The sequence below is a fragment of the Thioalkalivibrio sp. ALE9 genome, from assembly GCF_000377445.1.
Classification (GTDB): domain Bacteria; phylum Pseudomonadota; class Gammaproteobacteria; order Ectothiorhodospirales; family Ectothiorhodospiraceae; genus Thioalkalivibrio.
This window is the reverse complement of sequence record NZ_KB898123.1, coordinates 527,428-543,675: the sequence shown is the minus strand read 5'-3', so window position 1 is coordinate 543,675 and position 16,248 is coordinate 527,428. Positions and strand designations below refer to the sequence as shown.

13 protein-coding genes are annotated in these 16,248 nt (G+C 68.1%); all 13 read right to left on the bottom strand.

Annotated features, from left to right (window positions below; translation table 11 throughout):
• Window positions 1–275 precede the first annotated feature (275 nt).
• A complete protein-coding gene (locus D106_RS0105715) occupies window positions 276–1,217 on the bottom strand; it encodes an AEC family transporter (protein WP_018879478.1) in 942 nt (313 codons plus the stop codon).
• Window positions 1,218–1,410: 193 nt separating this feature from the next.
• Window positions 1,411–1,797, bottom strand: a complete 387-nt coding sequence (gene trxA, locus D106_RS0105710; RefSeq protein WP_018865831.1) for a thioredoxin — start codon at window positions 1,795–1,797, stop codon at window positions 1,411–1,413.
• A 56-nt stretch (window positions 1,798–1,853) separates the two neighbouring features.
• Window positions 1,854–2,456 (bottom strand): LON peptidase substrate-binding domain-containing protein, encoded by a 603-nt coding sequence (locus tag D106_RS0105705; protein WP_018877287.1) that lies wholly within the window; start codon window positions 2,454–2,456, stop codon window positions 1,854–1,856.
• A complete protein-coding gene (locus D106_RS0105700) occupies window positions 2,453–3,088 on the bottom strand; it encodes a flavin prenyltransferase UbiX (protein ID WP_018876052.1) in 636 nt (211 codons plus the stop codon). Before D106_RS0105700 ends, D106_RS0105705 begins: the two co-directional genes overlap by 4 nt.
• Window positions 3,085–4,473, bottom strand: a complete 1,389-nt coding sequence (gene mpl, locus D106_RS0105695; RefSeq protein ID WP_018879477.1) for a UDP-N-acetylmuramate:L-alanyl-gamma-D-glutamyl-meso-diaminopimelate ligase — start codon at window positions 4,471–4,473, stop codon at window positions 3,085–3,087. The genes D106_RS0105700 and mpl overlap by 4 nt, the downstream gene beginning before the upstream one ends.
• Window positions 4,470–4,994, bottom strand: coding sequence for a hypothetical protein (locus D106_RS0105690; RefSeq protein WP_018879476.1), 525 nt, complete (start codon window positions 4,992–4,994; stop codon window positions 4,470–4,472). Before D106_RS0105690 ends, mpl begins: the two co-directional genes overlap by 4 nt.
• Complete coding sequence (locus D106_RS0105685) at window positions 4,991–5,779, bottom strand: VacJ family lipoprotein (protein ID WP_018880829.1); 789 nt, start codon at window positions 5,777–5,779, stop codon at window positions 4,991–4,993. The genes D106_RS0105690 and D106_RS0105685 overlap by 4 nt, the downstream gene beginning before the upstream one ends.
• A gap of 92 nt (window positions 5,780–5,871) precedes the next feature.
• On the bottom strand, window positions 5,872–7,788 hold the full coding sequence (locus D106_RS0105680) for a diguanylate cyclase (RefSeq protein ID WP_018865837.1): 1,917 nt from the start codon (window positions 7,786–7,788) through the stop codon (window positions 5,872–5,874).
• Window positions 7,789–7,906: 118 nt separating this feature from the next.
• Window positions 7,907–9,130: an argininosuccinate synthase gene (locus D106_RS0105675; RefSeq protein ID WP_018865838.1), complete on the bottom strand. Its 1,224-nt coding sequence runs from the start codon at window positions 9,128–9,130 to the stop codon at window positions 7,907–7,909.
• Between the two features lie 57 nt (window positions 9,131–9,187).
• Window positions 9,188–10,159, bottom strand: coding sequence for an OmpA family protein (locus D106_RS0105670; RefSeq protein ID WP_018865839.1), 972 nt, complete (start codon window positions 10,157–10,159; stop codon window positions 9,188–9,190).
• 6 nt (window positions 10,160–10,165) lie between these two features.
• A complete protein-coding gene (gene lpdA, locus D106_RS0105665; RefSeq protein WP_018879474.1) occupies window positions 10,166–11,950 on the bottom strand; it encodes a dihydrolipoyl dehydrogenase in 1,785 nt (594 codons plus the stop codon).
• Between the two features lie 24 nt (window positions 11,951–11,974).
• The gene (aceF, locus tag D106_RS0105660; RefSeq protein ID WP_081619353.1) at window positions 11,975–13,381 is read right to left on the bottom strand and encodes a dihydrolipoyllysine-residue acetyltransferase; all 1,407 of its coding nucleotides are present in this window, start codon (window positions 13,379–13,381) and stop codon (window positions 11,975–11,977) included.
• A complete protein-coding gene (gene aceE / locus D106_RS0105655) occupies window positions 13,323–15,986 on the bottom strand; it encodes a pyruvate dehydrogenase (acetyl-transferring), homodimeric type (RefSeq protein ID WP_018865842.1) in 2,664 nt (887 codons plus the stop codon). Before aceE ends, aceF begins: the two co-directional genes overlap by 59 nt.
• Window positions 15,987–16,248: the final 262 nt, after the last annotated feature.

Genomic DNA, 16,248 nt, shown 5'->3' with positions numbered 1-16,248 from the left:
ATCCGATTCTGCGCCATGGTGGCACCCTCCGCTCGCTGTGTAGCCTCAGCGTACGCCCGGGGGTGGCTCACCCTGTGAGCCTGGCTGACTCTCGTCGCTAATCAGGAGCAAGAAAGGACCTCGCGGCGCGCTGGCGAGTCAGCGCACGGCAGTATGCGGACCGAAGGCACGTAAACACCGGAGTACGAACCAGGACCAGCCACCACGAGGCGGGCGCCGGACCGGAGGCACCGTAAACACCGGGAGACGAACCGGGACCAGCCACAAACTGAAGATCAGGCGATGAGATGAGTGGCGAGGGCAAACCACAGCGGCAGGGTGATCAGCGACAGCGCCGTCGTCAGCGTCACCGCCGCCGCATAGAGCCCGGTATCCAGCCGGAAGCGATCACAGAACACCAGCCCCAGCACCATCGCCGGCATCGCCGCCTCCAGTACCGACCCGACACCGGGCACCCCCTCGAGCCCCGTCCACAACACCAGCCCGAGGGCAAAGACGGGAGCCAGGACCAGCTGGACCACGGCCACCACCGCCAGCGGCCGGGCATCGCGCCCGCGAAAGCGGTTGAACACCAGCGCCAGCCCCAGCGAGAACAGCATCAAGGGCGCCACACTGTCGCCCAGAAACCCGAGAAAGACATCCAGCCAGTCGACCAGCGGGACACCGGCAAGATTCAGCACCACACCGACCACCGCCGCCCAGATGGACGGCACCGCCGCCAGGGCCCGGAGCGGGCTGCCGCCCCCGTACAGGCGCACGGCCTCGGGATCCCCGTAGCGCCGCGCCAGCAGCACCCCCAGGGTCAGCACCAGCGGCAGACAGGCGAACAGGTCGTACTGGATCGCCACCGCACGCCCGGCCTCGCCAAACAGGCTGTCGAGTACCGGCAGGCCCAGATAGGTCGCATTGGGCCAGGCTGCCGCCAGCAGCATCGCGCCAATGGCAGCCCGTTCGGCCATGCACACGCGGCAGGCCAGCAACGTGACCCCGACCATCGCCAGGACCGTAAGGCCCGCCACCAGCGCGATCCGCAGGGAGTCGAGGCCCAGCGGCGCGACCCACAGCACCTGCAGGACGAGCGCCGGCAGCAGCAGGTAGTAAACCAGGGTGGTCAGGACCCGGCGGGTGTTGTCGGCGTCCAGGCCGCCGGGCTGCAGTGCGCGCCACACCACGCCGGCGACGATCAGCGCCCCCATCTGGGTCATCACGCTCAGCATGAGGGGCCGGCATCCTCGGGAGACGGGGACATGTTGAAGGCATCCTTTCGCGCCTGAAGGCGGGGTCGGGGCTGTCAGCGCCCATTCTACGGCGCCGGCACACGCCCCACACGAAAAAACCCGGCGGGGCGGGCACCCGGCCGGGTTCGGTCCTGCGGGCCAGGGCCCGCTGGAGACAGTCGTCCGGGGCGGTTTACGCGCCGCCGGCCTGCTGCTGTTCCTGCTGCTGGCGCTCGACGTCGGCGCGCACCTGTTCCATGTCCAGCTCGCGGACCTTGCCCAGAACCTCGTCCAGCTGGCCGGCGGAGAGCACGCCCGGCTGCGAGAACACGATGATCTGCTCGCGGAAGATCATCAGGGTCGGGATGGAACGGATCTGGAAGGCGCCGGCGATGCCCTGCTCCTCGTCGGTGTTCACCTTGGCGAAGACGACGTCGGAATGCTTGCCGGAGGCCTCTTCGAAGGTCGGGGCGAACTGCTGGCACGGGCCGCACCACGGGGCCCAGAAGTCCAGGATGACGATGTCGTTCCCGGTGATGGTGGATTCGAAGTTGTCCTGCGTGAGTTCCTGAACGGCCATGATGGCGGGCTCCGGTTAAAAATGTACCGGAACCTTACCAGCCTCGCCGCCGGCTTTCAGGATTTCGATGCTGCGAGCATGGCCGCTCGCAGGCGCTCCAGGCGTTCGATCGGGTCGTCCGCCTCCAGCAACTGCTGCTTGATCTCGAGATCGATCGGCAGCAGCTCGGTCAGGCGGGCGGCCACCCAGGTCGAGTCGTCAAAGCGCCGTTCCAGGTGGGACCAGGGCGTCCCCAGCTGGTCCAGCAGGCGCTCCAGCAGGTCCGCCAGCGAGGCATAATCGACCGGGAGGCTCACCTCGGGGTATTCCGGCAGCGACTCCACCTCGCCCAGCCACAGGCCGTCGTCGGCGCGGCGGGCGTTGTGGATCACGCGGCGACCCTCGCCCTTCACCAGGATGCCCAGCAGGCCATCCGGCCGCTGATCCCAGTCCACGATGGCCGCCTCGGTCCCCACGCCGTAGAAACCCGCGGAGGGATCGGTCTCGGCCGGGAGCGCCCCGGATTCCGGGGCGGGCTCCGTCGCGACGATCACGAAGCGGCCATCGTCGCGCAGGCAGCGGCGCACCATGTCGAGATAGCGGGTCTCGAAGATGCGCAGCGGCAGCAACCCCTCGGGGAACAGAACCGTGTTCAGCGGAAACAGCGGCAGCGTGGTCATGCATCCTCTCCCGGCGGGGTTGCCGCACCCCAGCGCGGCACCAGGGCATGTTCGACAGCAAGATGATCGAGCACGCGGGCCACCATGAAGTCGATCAGGTCGTCGATGGACTGGGGCCGGTGATAGAAGGCCGGGTTGGCCGGCATCACCACCGCGCCCATGCGCGCCAGACGCAGCATGTTTTCCAGATGGATCTCGGAGAACGGGGTCTCGCGCACCACCAGCAGCAGCAGCCGCCGCTCCTTGAGTACCACGTCGGCGGCGCGCTCGATCAGGCCGCGCGAGGCCCCGGTCGCGATCGCCGATACGGTCGCCGTGGTACAGGGGCAGACCACCATCGCCTCCGGGACGGCGGAGCCGCTGGCCACCGGTGCGGTCCACTGCTCGGCCCCGTAGCAGTGGATCTGGTCCGGGGCCGCGCCGTAGAGTTCGGTGAAGTAGCGCGCGATCTCCACCGGACGGCCCGGCACGTCCAGGTCCGTCTCCAGACCGAGGACGACTTGGGCCGGCTTCGACAGCATCAGATGCACCTGAACCCCGGACTCCACCAGACACTGCAGCAGGCGCAGGCCGTACGGGGCCCCGGAGGCACCGGTCAGGGCCAGAGAGATGCTGCGCGGGCGTTCACTCATGCGGGCGTTCCCTGCAGGGCTTCGATCAGGCGCAGGTGCAGCCCGTCGAAGCCTCCGTTGCTCATGATGACCAGCGTATCGCCGGCGCGCGCCGTGGCAAGAATCCCCTGCAGCAGGGACTCGATATCGCGCGCCACGGACAGCCCCTCGCCGAGTTGCCGCTGCAGCCCCTCGGTGGACCAGTCGATCTCCGGGGCATGGTACAGGTGCACCGCATCGGCCTTTTCCAGCGCGGTGCCCAGGGCCTCCGCGTGCACCCCCATGCGCATGGTATTGGAGCGCGGCTCGAGGATCGCCACCAGGCGCCCGCCCGGGGCCACCTGTCCGCGCAGCCCCTCGAGGGTCAGGCGGATCGCGGTGGGGTGATGGGCGAAGTCGTCGATCACCCGGATGCCGTCGATCTCGGCGCGGACTTCCTGGCGCCGCCGCACCCCCCGAAACTCCGGAAGCGCTTCAATTCCGACGGCCAGGGGCACACCGGCATGGCGCGCCGCGCCCAGGGCGGCCAGGGCATTGGCCAGGTTATGCCGGCCGCTCATGGACCAGGCGACCCGCCCGATCACGGCGCCATCCGCCAGCAACTCGAACTCCGATGCATCGGCCTTCAGCGGGCGCGCGGCCAGCGCGGCGGACACCCCCGAATCGGGATGGGTGCTCAGGTACTCCACCGGGGTCCAGCAGCCCATCTCCAGCACCCGTTCCAGCGCGGCATCGCCGGCCGGCAGCAGGATGCGCCCCTGGCCCGGCACGGTGCGCACCAGATGATGGAACTGCCGCTCGATCGCGGCCAGATCCGGATAGATGTCGGCGTGATCGAATTCGAGATTGTTCAGCACCAGGGTCCGCGGGCGGTAGTGGACAAACTTGGCGCGCTTGTCGAAGAAGGCGCTGTCGTACTCGTCCGCCTCGATCACGAAGAACGGCGCATCCCCCAGGCGCGCGCTGACCCCGAAATTGCCCGGCACCCCGCCGATCAGGAAACCCGGGGCCATGCCGGCGTATTCCAGAATCCAGGCCAGCAGGCTGGCGGTGGTGGTCTTGCCGTGGGTACCGGCCACCGCCAGCACCCAGCGGTCGCGCAGCAGGTGTTCGGCCAGCCACTGCGGCCCCGAGGTGTAGTCCAGCCCGCGCTCCAACAGCGCCTCGACCACGGGCATGCCCCGCCGCATCACATTGCCGACCACCACCGGGCCCCGGTCGGGCAGGGTGTCCGGATCATGGCCCTCGTGCCAGGTGATCCCCGCCTGCGCCAGCTGGTCACTCATGGGCGGATACAGCTTCTGGTCGGAGCCGGTGACGGTGTAGCCACGGGCCCGGGCGAGCTGGGCCAGCCCGCCCATGAAGGTCCCGCCGATGCCCAGGATGTGCAGGTGCCCGGCGCTCACTGGAACAGCCCGATCGCGGTCTGGGTGAGCACACTGGAGATCACGATGTAGCCCAGCGCAATGAGCATACCCACCAGTCGCATGCCCAGCCCGAGCGCCTGCTGCAGGATGTGGCCGAACACCAGCAACAGCCAGGCGAAGAGCACCAGCATCCCGAGCACGATGCCGGTGGCAACGTCCTCGGGCTCGCGCGCCGGATCAGGGCCGCCCGCCAGCAGCATCAGCAGCGCCATCAACAGCCCCAGCACCGCGCCCGTGCCTGCCATGGCGGTGAAGGTCTGGCGCCAGCGGTCCGGCACCCCGCGCAGACTGAGCACGATGACGACAAAGGCGTACAGGACCACCAGGTCCATCACGTTCAGCGCCAGCGCCTGGCCGAAGCCGTACAGCGGGATGCCGATCACCATCCCGGCGATCAGCGCGATGCCGACCCAGAAGATCAGGGTGCCGTTGTCCGCCGGCAGGTCCTGCGGCCCGCTGTGCAGGCGCAGGATGTTCAGCATCGGGGTCAGACCGTTCAACGCCCCTGCTCCTCGGCCTCCATGGCCTCCAGCGCCTCGAGCTCTTCGAGCTCGTCCAGCATCGCATCGGCCTCCTCATCGCCCATACCGCCGCGCACCAGGAAGTCGCGGCGCTGCAGGTAGCCCTGGCGCATCGCGATATAGGGGTCATCGGACAACTGCGCCAGCATGCGCTCGGTGGAGATCAGACCGGCGCGCATGTCGACCACGTCCAGCGCGATCAGGCCGATCCACCACCCCGTGTGATCGTCGCGCAGGTTAGTGTGATAGAGCGGGCTGGTGTAGCCATCCACCAGCCGCGCCGGGGCATCCCGCGCCGTGCTCGGTCCGAGGAAGGGCAGTTGCAGGTAGGGGCCACGGGCCACGCCCCAGGCGCCCAGGGTCTGACCGAAGTCCTCGTTGTTCTTGTCCAGTCCCATTGGCGACGCCACGTCGATCAGTCCGAACAGCCCGAAGGTCGTGTTGAACATGATGCGCCCGGTGTCCGACGCGGCATTCTCCAGGTTGCCCTGCAACAGGTTGTTGAACAGGACCGTGAAGTCGTTGAGATTGGAAAAGAAGTTGCCAACCCCGGTCTGTACCGGTTGCGGGAGGCGCCGGTACTGCACCGCCGCGGGCCGCAGCAGGGACTCGTCGAAGTCCTGATTGAACTCGAACACGGCGCGGTTGTAGGACTCCCAGGGATCATCCGGGTGACGGTCCTCGCTGGGCACCGTGGCGCAGCCGGTCAGGCCAAGAAACATCAGGGCCAGCAGGCCCGGTCGCAAGCGGGAGACAATAGACATGTAATTCCTTTCTTTCGAACCGGCGCCGCACCGGTGTCGCAGGGACCGCGCCGGCACGAAGCCGTTCCGCGCAGGCCGGGACCGGATCGCCCTCAGGATCCGGCAATCGGATGGATATCCGCCTTGCGCGCGAGCCCGACCTGGCCGCGACCCTGGTCCTTGGCGTGGTAGCAGGCCCGATCGGCGGCGACGAACGCCTCGTCCACGCCGGGAATATCGGGCCCCAGCTCGACCACGCCCACCGATGCGCCAATGGTGACGTCACGTGCTTCGACCTGCAACGGCCGGTCGCCGAGGGCCGAACAGATGCGCTGACCAAGAATACGCCCATACTCGGCGTTGGTGTCACGGGCAATGATCGCAAATTCGTCGCCCCCGATCCGGGCCACGGCATCATGGCCGCGGGTCAACTGGCGCAGGACATGGGCCACCTGACGCAGCAGGTCGTCGCCCACGCGGTGTCCATGACGGTCGTTGACCTCCTTGAAGTAGTCCAGATCCACCAGCAACAGGCTGGCCACCGCGCGATTCTCGCGGGCCGCGTGCATCGCGATCTCCAGTTCACGCTCGAAGGCGCGCCGGTTCAGCAGGCCGGTCAAGCCATCGTGGCTGGCCTCGTGCACCAGGCGGTCGACCAGCCGGCGCTCCTCGGACACGTCCGTCAGCACCAGCAAGGTACGGACCGAACTGCCGGCGACCGGATCCAGGGCCGTGCGGGCGATGCGCACGATCAGTTCATGCCCGTCGCGCCGGACCAGGCGCGCATCCGAGCGTTCTCCCAGGGCCTGGTCGAGCCGTTCGCCCCGGGCATTGTCCGGTAACAGCGGGCGGCCCGTCCCGAGCTCGCGCAGGTCGAGGAGCTGGTCCAGCGAGCAGCCCAGGACCTGATCGCGGGTCAGTCCGGCCAGATCCCGGGCCGCCGGGTTCACGTAGGAGATGCCACCATGCGCATCGAGGGTGATCACCGCATCGGGGATCGCGTCCATGCTGCGTTCCAGGTTGTGCCCGGAGCGCCGCACCCGGGCATGGACCCGGGACACATACAGCAGTGCCAGCAGCGCAACCGCCGCCAGCACCGACACCAGCCACAGGAGATGGCCGCGCAGCCAGGCCAGGACATCAAACGGCTGCGGGGCGTACAGACCCACCCCTAGTTCGTACATCAGGCCGTGCACGTCCTCGTAGGAACGCGGCGCGGCCCAGCCCCCGATACCGGCCGCCCGACTGGCCGGGTGCCCCTCGTCCAGCGAGAGGCTCGCCAGCAGGATCGCGTGGGCGAGCCCGGCGTCCAGGTCACCGCGCATGGCCAGCGGCCACTCGGGATACAGCCGAGTGCTGGCGCGGTAGGTAAACGAGGGAAAGGCGCGTTCGCCGACCACACGGACCTGGTCCACCCGCGGATCCCCGCGGGCTGCGAGATCTTCCAGGATGCCGGTGCGAAAGGTCGCGGCATCGACCTCGCCCTGCAGCACCCAGTCGAGCCCGCGACCGACCGGGAAGCCGGTGAACACCAGCGCCGCCAGGTCGCTTTCGACATCCAGACCGGCCGCCTGCAGCTCGCGCCAGGTCATCCACCAGCCCCCGAAGGCATCGGGGTGCACGGCCGACAGTCGCTGCCCCCGCAGGTCGTCCAGCTCTACCAGGTCCTCACGATCGGCCCGCGTGATCACCACCGCGCCGAAACGATCCTCGTCACGGCCGACCTGGCGCGGCTGCATGGTAGCGATGCGGGAGATGCCGTGCTGCTGCTCCAGCATCACGTAGGAGCCGCTGTTGGTCAGAACCAGGTCAAAGCGACCTTCCGCTACCGCCGCCTGCAGCCCATCGTTGTCCACGGGTTCAAGTTCGAAGGACGCGCCGTCCACCTGCTCCGACAGGTACTCGGCGAACGGGGTCCAGCGGCTGCGCGCGACCTCGTCCCCGCGGTGCGCGAGGATCCCCAGCACCAGCCGCTGTTCGGCGGGGGCGTCGGCGTCGCCCGCTCCCGCGGCCGGCAGCGCACCGGGCATCCACCACCCGAGCAGCACAAGAAGCAGCAGGCCCGCCCCTCCCAGCCCCCACGCCACGCCGGTGCGCCCTGCCAGGGTACATCGGGACCGCGGAGGCTGGTGGTCGCGGTCCGTCATCTCATGTGGGCTTCCGATTGCGGCTGGCGGCGATGCGCAGGCGCAGTGCGTTCAGGCGAATGAAGCCCTCGGCGTCCTTCTGGTCGTAGGCGCCGGCATCGTCCTCGAAGGTGGCGATCGCGTCGTCGAACAGGGTGTCCTCGGAGCGGCGGCCGGCGACGATCACGTTCCCCTTGTACAGGCGCAGGCGCACCTCGCCGTTGACCACGCCCTGGGTGTCATCGATCGCGGCCTGCAGCATGCGCCGCTCGGGGCTCCACCAGTAGCCGTTGTAGATCAGGCTGGCGTAGCGCGGCATCAGCTCGTCCTTCAGGTGCGCGGCCTCGCGATCCAGGGTGATCGACTCCAGCGCGCGGCGCGCCTTGAGCAGGATGGTGCCGCCCGGGGTCTCGTAGCAGCCACGCGACTTCATGCCGACATAGCGATTCTCGACAATATCCAGACGGCCAACACCGTGGGCCCCGCCACGCTCGTTCAGCTTCGCGAGCAGTTCCGCCGCACTCAGGCGCTCGCCATTGATCGAGACCGGGTCGCCCTTCTCGAAGCCGATGGTCAGCGTCTCGGATGCATCCGGCGCCGCCTCCGGGGAGACCGACCAGCGCCACATGTCCTCCTCGGCCTCGGTCCACGGGTCTTCCAGCGGCCCGCCCTCGTAGGAGATGTGCAGCAGGTTGGCATCCATCGAATACGGCGACTTGGTGCCCTTCTTGGCATAGTCCACCGGGATACTGTGCTGCTCGGCGTAGGCCATCAGGCGCTCGCGGGAATTCAGGTCCCACTCGCGCCAGGGGGCGATCACCTGGATGCCCGGCTTCAGCGCATAGGCCCCGAGCTCGAAGCGCACCTGGTCGTTGCCCTTGCCGGTGGCGCCGTGGGCGATGGCGTCGGCGCCGGTCTCCTCGGCGATCTCCACCATCCGCCGCGCGATCAGCGGCCGCGCAATCGAGGTGCCCAGCAGGTACTCGCCCTCGTAGATGGTGTTCGCGCGGAACATCGGGAACACGTAGTCGCGCACGAAGGTCTCGCGCAGGTCCTCGATGTAGATCTGCTTGACCCCCAGGGCCTCGGCCTTGGCGCGGGCCGGCTCGACCTCCTCGCCCTGGCCCAGGTCGGCGGTGAAGGTGATCACCTCGCAGCCATAGGTCTCTTCCAGCCACTTGAGGATGACCGAGGTATCCAGACCGCCGGAATAGGCGAGGACGACGCGATTGATCGAGGAGCTCATAAAAATGCCAATCCTTGTCTTAACGTGAAGATATAGTCGTTTTGGTGAACGGCGTCACTACCACGCCGGGGTACCGGAGGGCGCCGACGGCGCGGATACCGGGCGTTCGAGCGCTGCTGGGGCCGCCTCCGCCGAGGGCCCCTCCAGGCCCTGGCCCGGCTCCTGGGGCGCGCGATCTCGATCCAGCCACCAGATATCGCTGCGCCGCGACGCCGGGCGGGCACCTTCGGCGACCGGATCCACACCGGCCGCTTCGATCTCGATTCCCCGGGCCGGCACACCCGCTTCCACCAGGGCGTCCCGCACGGCCTCGGCCCGGCTGCGGCTAAGGCGACGGTTGAACGCCAGCGGCCCCGTGGCATCGGTCCAGCCCACGACCCGAACCCGGGGATTCTCTTCCGCCGTCAGGGTCCGCGCGGCCGCCTCCAGCTCCGCGCGTGCCTCGGCATCCAGACGATCACTGGCGGTCTCGAAGTAGACGCGCCAGCGATCCAACGCAGCCATTTCGGGGGCGGCGGCCGGGTCGGCCTGCCCCGCGCGGCAGGCGCGAAAGTCCTGTGCGCGCAGGGCAAACCGGATGCCGCGGAAGTGGACCGACCCGTCACCATCGGGAAAATCGATACGGACGTCGTGCCCCGCCAGCAAGCGTGCCTTCAGGGGCTGGACCATGCCCTGAGGGACCCGGAACAGCCGGGCTCCCCGGGCCTGCAGACGCAGATCCAGCGGGGCATGTGTAGCCGGCCGCAGCCATTCCGGAGCACCCGTGCGCAGACGCGGCGCGGCATCCTCCGGCATCGCATACGGGGCCTGCCAGAAGGCCGCGGTCACCAGCCCGGGGCGCTGATCGAGACGCAGCACCCCTCCGTGGCGCACGGTCTGCTCGATACGACAGGTGGCATCGTCCTCGACGAGTTGCCAGTCACTGCGCTCCAGCGGATCGCTGTAGGGTTCGGCGCCGGCCGTCGCCACGCCGACACCCAGCGCCAGGATGGGGAGTGCACGACGCAGCCACTGGCTCGGGCCGGCCATGAAGGTCTAGCGCTTCTTCGGCGGCAGGATATCGGTGATCGAGCCGTGCGCGACCTCGGCGGCGAAGGCCACCGTCTCGCTGAGGGTCGGGTGCGGATGCACGGTCAGGCCGATATCTTCCATCTCCGCCCCCATCTCCAGCGCCAGCATCGCCTCGCCGATCAGATCGCCGGCGGAGGGCCCAACCAGGCCGGCACCGATCACCCGACCCTCGGCGTCGAACAGCAGCTTGGTCATGCCGTCCTCGGCGCCCAGCGCGATCGCGCGACCGGAGGCGGCCCAGGGGAACACGCCCTTGGTGTATTCGATGCCGTCGGCCTTGGCCTGTTCCTCGGTCACGCCCATCCACGCGACCTCCGGGTGGGTATAGGCCACCGACGGGATCGCGCGGGCATCGAAGTGGACCTTGTGCCCGGCGATCACCTCGGCCGCGACCTTGCCCTCGTGGGTCGCCTTGTGCGCCAGCATCGGCTGGCCGACCACATCGCCGATGGCGAAGATGTGCTCGACGTTGGTGCGCTGCTGGCTGTCGACCTCGATGAAGCCGCGCTCGCTCACCTGGACGCCGGCGGCCTCGGCGTTGATCTTCGCGCCGTTCGGGCTGCGGCCCACGGCGACCAGCACGCGGTCGAAGGTGTCCTCTTCCGGCAGGCCCTTGGCCTCGCCCTCGAAACGGCAGACGATCCCCTTGTCGGTGGCCTCGGCGCCGGTGACCTTGCTGTTGAGGAAGATGTTCTCGAAGCGCTTCTTCGCGCGCTTCTCGAACGGGCGCACGATGTCGCGGTCCGCCCCCGGCATCAGGGTGCCGGACAGCTCGACCACCGTGACCTTCGCACCCAGCGACTCGTACACGCAGGCCATTTCCAGGCCGATGATACCGCCGCCCACGACCAGCATGCGCTCGGGGATGTCGGCGAGATCCAGCGCATCGGTGGAGTCCATCACCCGCTCGTCGTCCCAGGGGAAGCCCGGCAGCTTGATCGCCTGCGAACCGACCGCGATGATCGCGTGCTCGAAACCGATCACCTCGCGACCGTCATCGCCCTCAACCGCGATGCTGTTGGCGCCGACAAACTCGCCGACACCCTGCACCACGCGCACCTTGCGCTGCTTGCACAGCTGCTTGAGCCCGCCGGTCAGCTTCTTGACCGCGTTGCCCTTGTAGCCACGCAGTCCGTCGAGGTCGATCTCCGGTTCGCCGAACTTGATGCCCAGCGCGGCAAAGCGCTCGGCCTCGTGCAGCACCTCGCCGGCATGCAGCAGCGCCTTGGACGGGATACAGCCCACGTTCAGGCAGACCCCACCGATCTGCGGGTAGCGTTCGACCATCACCACGTCCAGCCCCAGGTCCGCGGCGCGGAAGGCGGCGGTGTAGCCACCGGGGCCGGAGCCCAGCACCAGCACCTGGCACTGGCTGTCGGTGTTCGGGTCGGCGGCCGCCTGGGGCGCGGCCTTCTGCGACTCGCTCGCGGCGCCCGATTCCGCCTTGGCGGACTCGGCCTTCTCGCCGCCGGCTGCGGGGGCGTCATCGCTTCCGCCCGCGGCCTCGCCACTGGCCTCAAGGTCCAGGAGCTTGCTGCCCTGGGAGACCTTGTCGCCGACCTTCACATGCAGCTTCTTCACCGTGCCGGCCTCGGGGGCGGGCACGTCGATGGTCGCCTTGTCGGACTCCAGCGTGATCAGCGGATCCTCCGGTGCAATCTCGCTGCCCGGCTGTACCAGGACCTCGATGATCTCGACGTCCTTGAAATCCCCGATATCCGGGACCTCGATGGTCTTGGTCTGGCTCATCCAGTCACTCCGGTTCGAATTGGCTTACAGCAACATGCGGCGCATGTCGGACAGCAGCGCGCTCAGCGTGGTGGCGAAGCGGGCGCCCAGGGCGCCGTCGATCACCCGGTGATCGTACGACAGCGCCAGCGGCAGGATCAGGCGCGGCTCGAACTCCTTGCCGTTCCAGACGGGCTTCATGCTGGAGCGCGACACACCGAGGATCGCCACCTCGGGGGCGTTCACGATCGGCGTGAACTGGGTGCCACCGATCCCGCCGAGGCTGGAGATGGTCAGGCAGCCGCCCTGCATGTCCGCGGGCTTGAGCTTCTTGTCGCGGGCGCGCTGAGACAGGTCCATCAGCTCGGCGGCGATGTCGACCAGGCTCTTGCGGTCGACGTCACGCACCACCGGGACGACCAGACCGTCCGGCGTGTCCACCGCGATGCCGAGGTTGTAGTACTGCTTCAGGATCAGGTTCTCGCCGGTCGCATCCAGCGAGGCGTTGAAGCGCGGGTACTGCTTGAGCGCGGAGACCACCGCCTTCATCAAAAACGGCAGGAAGGTGACCTTCACGCCCTTCTTCTCGTACTCGGCCTTCAGCGACTTGCGGAAGTCCTCGAGCTCGGTGATGTCCGCCTCGTCGAACTGGGTGACGTGCGGGACGGTGACCCAGTTGCGGTGCAGGTTCTTGCCGGTGAGCTTGTTGATCTTCGACAGCGGCTGGGTCTCGATCGGACCGAACTCGGAGAAGTCGATCTCCGGCATCGGCTCCACGCCCAGGCCGCCGCCGGCACCCTGGCTCAGGGCGCGCTTCACAAAGCCCTGCACGTCCTCACGCAGGATGCGGCCCTTGCGCCCGGAACCCTCGACCTTGCTGAGGTCCACGCCCAGCTCGCGCGCGAACTTGCGTACCACCGGCGAGGCATGGGCCTTGCGGAAGGCCGACTCGTCACGGATGTGTTCGGTCGGCGACGGCCGCGGATCGGCCCGGTCGGCGGCCTTCGGGGCAGGCTGCGACTTCTCGGCCTCGGGGGCCGGCTCGGCCGGGGCCTCCGCGGAAGACGGCGCTTCCTGCTTCGGTGCCTCGTCCTTGGCGGAGGTGTCCTCGGCGGCACCCTCGTCGGAGGGCTCCAGTTCCAGGATCGGGTCGCCCTCGTTCACGCGGTCGCCGGCCTTTACCTTCAGCGCCTTCACGGTGCCGCCCTGCGGGGCGGGGATCTCGATGGAGGCCTTGTCGGATTCCAGCGTGATCAGCGGGTCCTCGGGGGAAACGGTGTCCCCCGGGCTGACGATGACCTCGATGATCTCGACGTCCTTGAAGTCGCCGATATCCGGGACGTGCACAGTAGTCGTGTTGCTCATGTCTGCTCCTGCCTCGGGTCCGGCGGCCTCAGGCCTGCAACGGGTTGGGCCGTTCGACGTCGATCTTGTACTTCTTGATCGCGTCACTCACGGTCTTGACCTCGACGGTCCCGGCATCGGCCAGGGCCTTCAGGGCCGTGACCGCGATGTGGTAGCGATCCACCTCGAAGTGGCGGCGCAGCGCGGCGCGGGTATCCGAACGGCCGAAGCCGTCGGTCCCCAGCACACGGTAGTCGGCCGGCACAAAGGCACGGATCTGGTCGGCATAGGCCTGCACGTAGTCGGTCGCGGCGACCACCGGCGCATCCGAATCACCCAGGCATTCCTCCACCCAGGATGTGCGCGGTTTGGCGTCCGGGTGCAGGCGCGCATGGCGCTCGGCATCGCGGCCGTCGCGGGCCAGTTCGTTGAAGCTGGTCGCGCTCCAGACCTCGGCGGCCACGCCGAAGTCCTGGTCCAGCAGTTCGGCGGCGGCAATGGCCTCGCGCAGGATGGTACCGGAGCCCAGCAGGCGCACCTTCTTTTTCTTGCGCCCGCCGGCCTGCAGCCGGTACAGGCCGCGGCGGATGCCTTCCTCGGCGCCCTTCGGCATGGCCGGCTGCGGGTAGTTCTCGTTCATCACGGTGATGTAGTAGAAGACGCTTTGCTGCTCCGCGTACATGCGGCGCATGCCGTCCTGCACGATCACCGCCAGCTCAAAGGCGAAGGTCGGGTCGTAGGCGATGCAGTTGGGCACGTTGGCGGCCATCATCAGGCTGTGGCCGTCGTCGTGCTGCAGGCCCTCGCCGGCCAGCGTAGTGCGCCCGGCGGTCGCCCCCATCAGGAAGCCGCGGGCACGCATGTCGCCGGCGGCCCAGATCAGGTCGCCGACGCGCTGGAAGCCGAACATCGAATAGAAGATGTAGAACGGCACCATCGCCACGCCATGCGTGGAATAGGAGGTGGCCGCCGCGATCCAGGAGGACATGGAGCCGGCCTCGTTGATCCCCTCTTCCAGGATCTGGCCCTTCTTGTCCTCCTTGTAATACATCACCTGGTCCTTGTCCTGCGGCTCGTAGAGCTGGCCGACCGAGGAGTAGATCCCCAGCTGACGGAACAGCCCTTCCATGCCGAAGGTGCGCGCCTCGTCGGGCACGATCGGGACGATGTTCTTGCCGATCTTCTTGTCGCGCGCGAGCAGGGTCAGCAGACGCACGAAGGCCATGGTGGTGGACATCTCGCGCTCGCCGGAGGCCTCCAGCAGACCATTGAAGGCATCCAGCCCCGGGATCTCCAGCGGGGTGGCCAGCGGGCGGCGCACCGGCAGGTAGCCACCGAGGTCCTTGCGCCGCTCGTGCATGTACTTCATCTCGTCGGAGTCGGGGTCCGGCTTGATGTACTCGGCCTTCTCCACCTGCTCGTCCGACAGCGGGATATTGAAGCGGTCGCGGAACTGCTTCATGTCGTCCGCGTCCATCTTCTTCTGGCTGTGGGTGCGGTTCTGCGCCTCGCCCGCCGCGCCCATGCCGTAACCCTTAACCGTGTGCGCGAGGATCACGGTCGGCTGGCCCTTGTGCTCGGCCGCCGCCTTGTAGGCCGCATAGACCTTGACCGGGTCATGGCCGCCGCGATTCAGGCGCCAGATGTCCTCGTCGGACATGTTGGCCACCATGCGCTTGAGCTCGGGGTACTTGCCGAAGAAGTGCTCGCGCACGTAGGCGCCGTCGCGCGACTTGTAGTTCTGGTAGTCGCCGTCGACCGCCTCCATCATGCGTTTCTGCAGCAACCCGTCGGTATCCTTGGCCAGCAGCGGGTCCCAGTAGCGACCCCACAGCACCTTGACCACGTTCCAGCCGGCACCGCGGAAGATCGCCTCCAGCTCCTGCACGATCTTGCCATTGCCACGCACCGGGCCGTCCAGACGTTGCAGGTTGCAGTTCACCACCCAGGTCAGGTTGTCCAGCTTCTCGCGCGAGGCCAGCGTGATCGCGCCCAGGGTCTCCGGCTCGTCCACCTCGCCGTCACCGACAAAGCTCCAGACGCGACGGTTCTCGGTCTGGGCCAGGCCGCGATCCTGCAGATAGCGCATGAAGCGCGCCTGGTAGATGCTCATGATTGGTCCCAGACCCATGGACACGGTCGGGAACTGCCAGAAGTCCGGCATCAGCCACGGATGCGGGTAGGAGGACAGGCCCTTGCCATCGACCTCGCGACGGAAGTGGTCCAGCTGCTCCTCGCTCAGGCGGCCCTCCATGAACGCGCGGGCATAGATCCCCGGCGAGGAATGCCCCTGGGCAAACAGCAGGTCGCCACCATGATCGTGCGACGGGGCATGCCAGAAGTGGTTGAAGCCGACGTCATACAGCGTGGCGGCGGACGCGAAGGTCGCGATATGCCCGCCCAGCTCGGCCGAGGCGCGGTTGGCCTTGACCACCATGGCCATCGCGTTCCAGCGGATGTAGGAACGGATGCGGTGCTCCACCGCGCCGTCGCCCGGATACTCGGGCTCCAGGTGGGTGGGGATGGTGTTCACATAGGCGGTATTGGCGGAGTACGGCAGGTAAGCCCCGCTGCGGCGCGCCTTGTCGACCAGCCGTTCGAGGAGGGCATGCGCCCGCTCGGGGCCATCCGTCTCCAGCACGGAGGCCAGGGCGTCGATCCACTCCTGGGTCTCCTGCGGGTCGATATCGTGTTCGGTCGCGTTCGGGTCCATGCGCTCTACCCCTGAAAACGGGTTGGAAATCGGGTTGCCACTAAAGGGCCGGGCCACCGGGCGGTCGGGCATTTGCTACCATGCGCCGGTGTCGGGCGGGCATAAAAGGCGCAAGTATCCCGACTGTGCCGCCAACAGGTCAAGCGAAAGCCTTCTATGGCGCCGATCGTCGGGGAAAACTGAGGGAACGTGCGCAATCCGCACCCATTCCGCCCGAACCTATGGAAGCTGGACCCGCACCCGACCCGGCACCGTCCACATC

Bases quoted from the DNA above. Each gene is read 5' to 3' on its own strand.
- D106_RS0105715 (WP_018879478.1), bottom strand. From the start codon at position 1,217: ATGCTGAGCGTGATGACCCAGATGGGGGCGCTGATCGTCGCCGGCGTG.
- trxA (WP_018865831.1), bottom strand. From the start codon at position 1,797: ATGGCCGTTCAGGAACTCACGCAGGACAACTTCGAATCCACCATCACC.
- D106_RS0105705 (WP_018877287.1), bottom strand. From the start codon at position 2,456: ATGACCACGCTGCCGCTGTTTCCGCTGAACACGGTTCTGTTCCCCGAG.
- D106_RS0105700 (WP_018876052.1), bottom strand. From the start codon at position 3,088: ATGAGTGAACGCCCGCGCAGCATCTCTCTGGCCCTGACCGGTGCCTCC.
- D106_RS0105685 (WP_018880829.1), bottom strand. From the start codon at position 5,779: ATGTCTATTGTCTCCCGCTTGCGACCGGGCCTGCTGGCCCTGATGTTT.
- D106_RS0105680 (WP_018865837.1), bottom strand. From the start codon at position 7,788: ATGCCCGGTGCGCTGCCGGCCGCGGGAGCGGGCGACGCCGACGCCCCC.
- D106_RS0105675 (WP_018865838.1), bottom strand. From the start codon at position 9,130: ATGAGCTCCTCGATCAATCGCGTCGTCCTCGCCTATTCCGGCGGTCTG.
- D106_RS0105670 (WP_018865839.1), bottom strand. From the start codon at position 10,159: ATGGCCGGCCCGAGCCAGTGGCTGCGTCGTGCACTCCCCATCCTGGCG.
- lpdA (WP_018879474.1), bottom strand. From the start codon at position 11,950: ATGAGCCAGACCAAGACCATCGAGGTCCCGGATATCGGGGATTTCAAG.
- aceE (WP_018865842.1), bottom strand. From the start codon at position 15,986: ATGGACCCGAACGCGACCGAACACGATATCGACCCGCAGGAGACCCAG.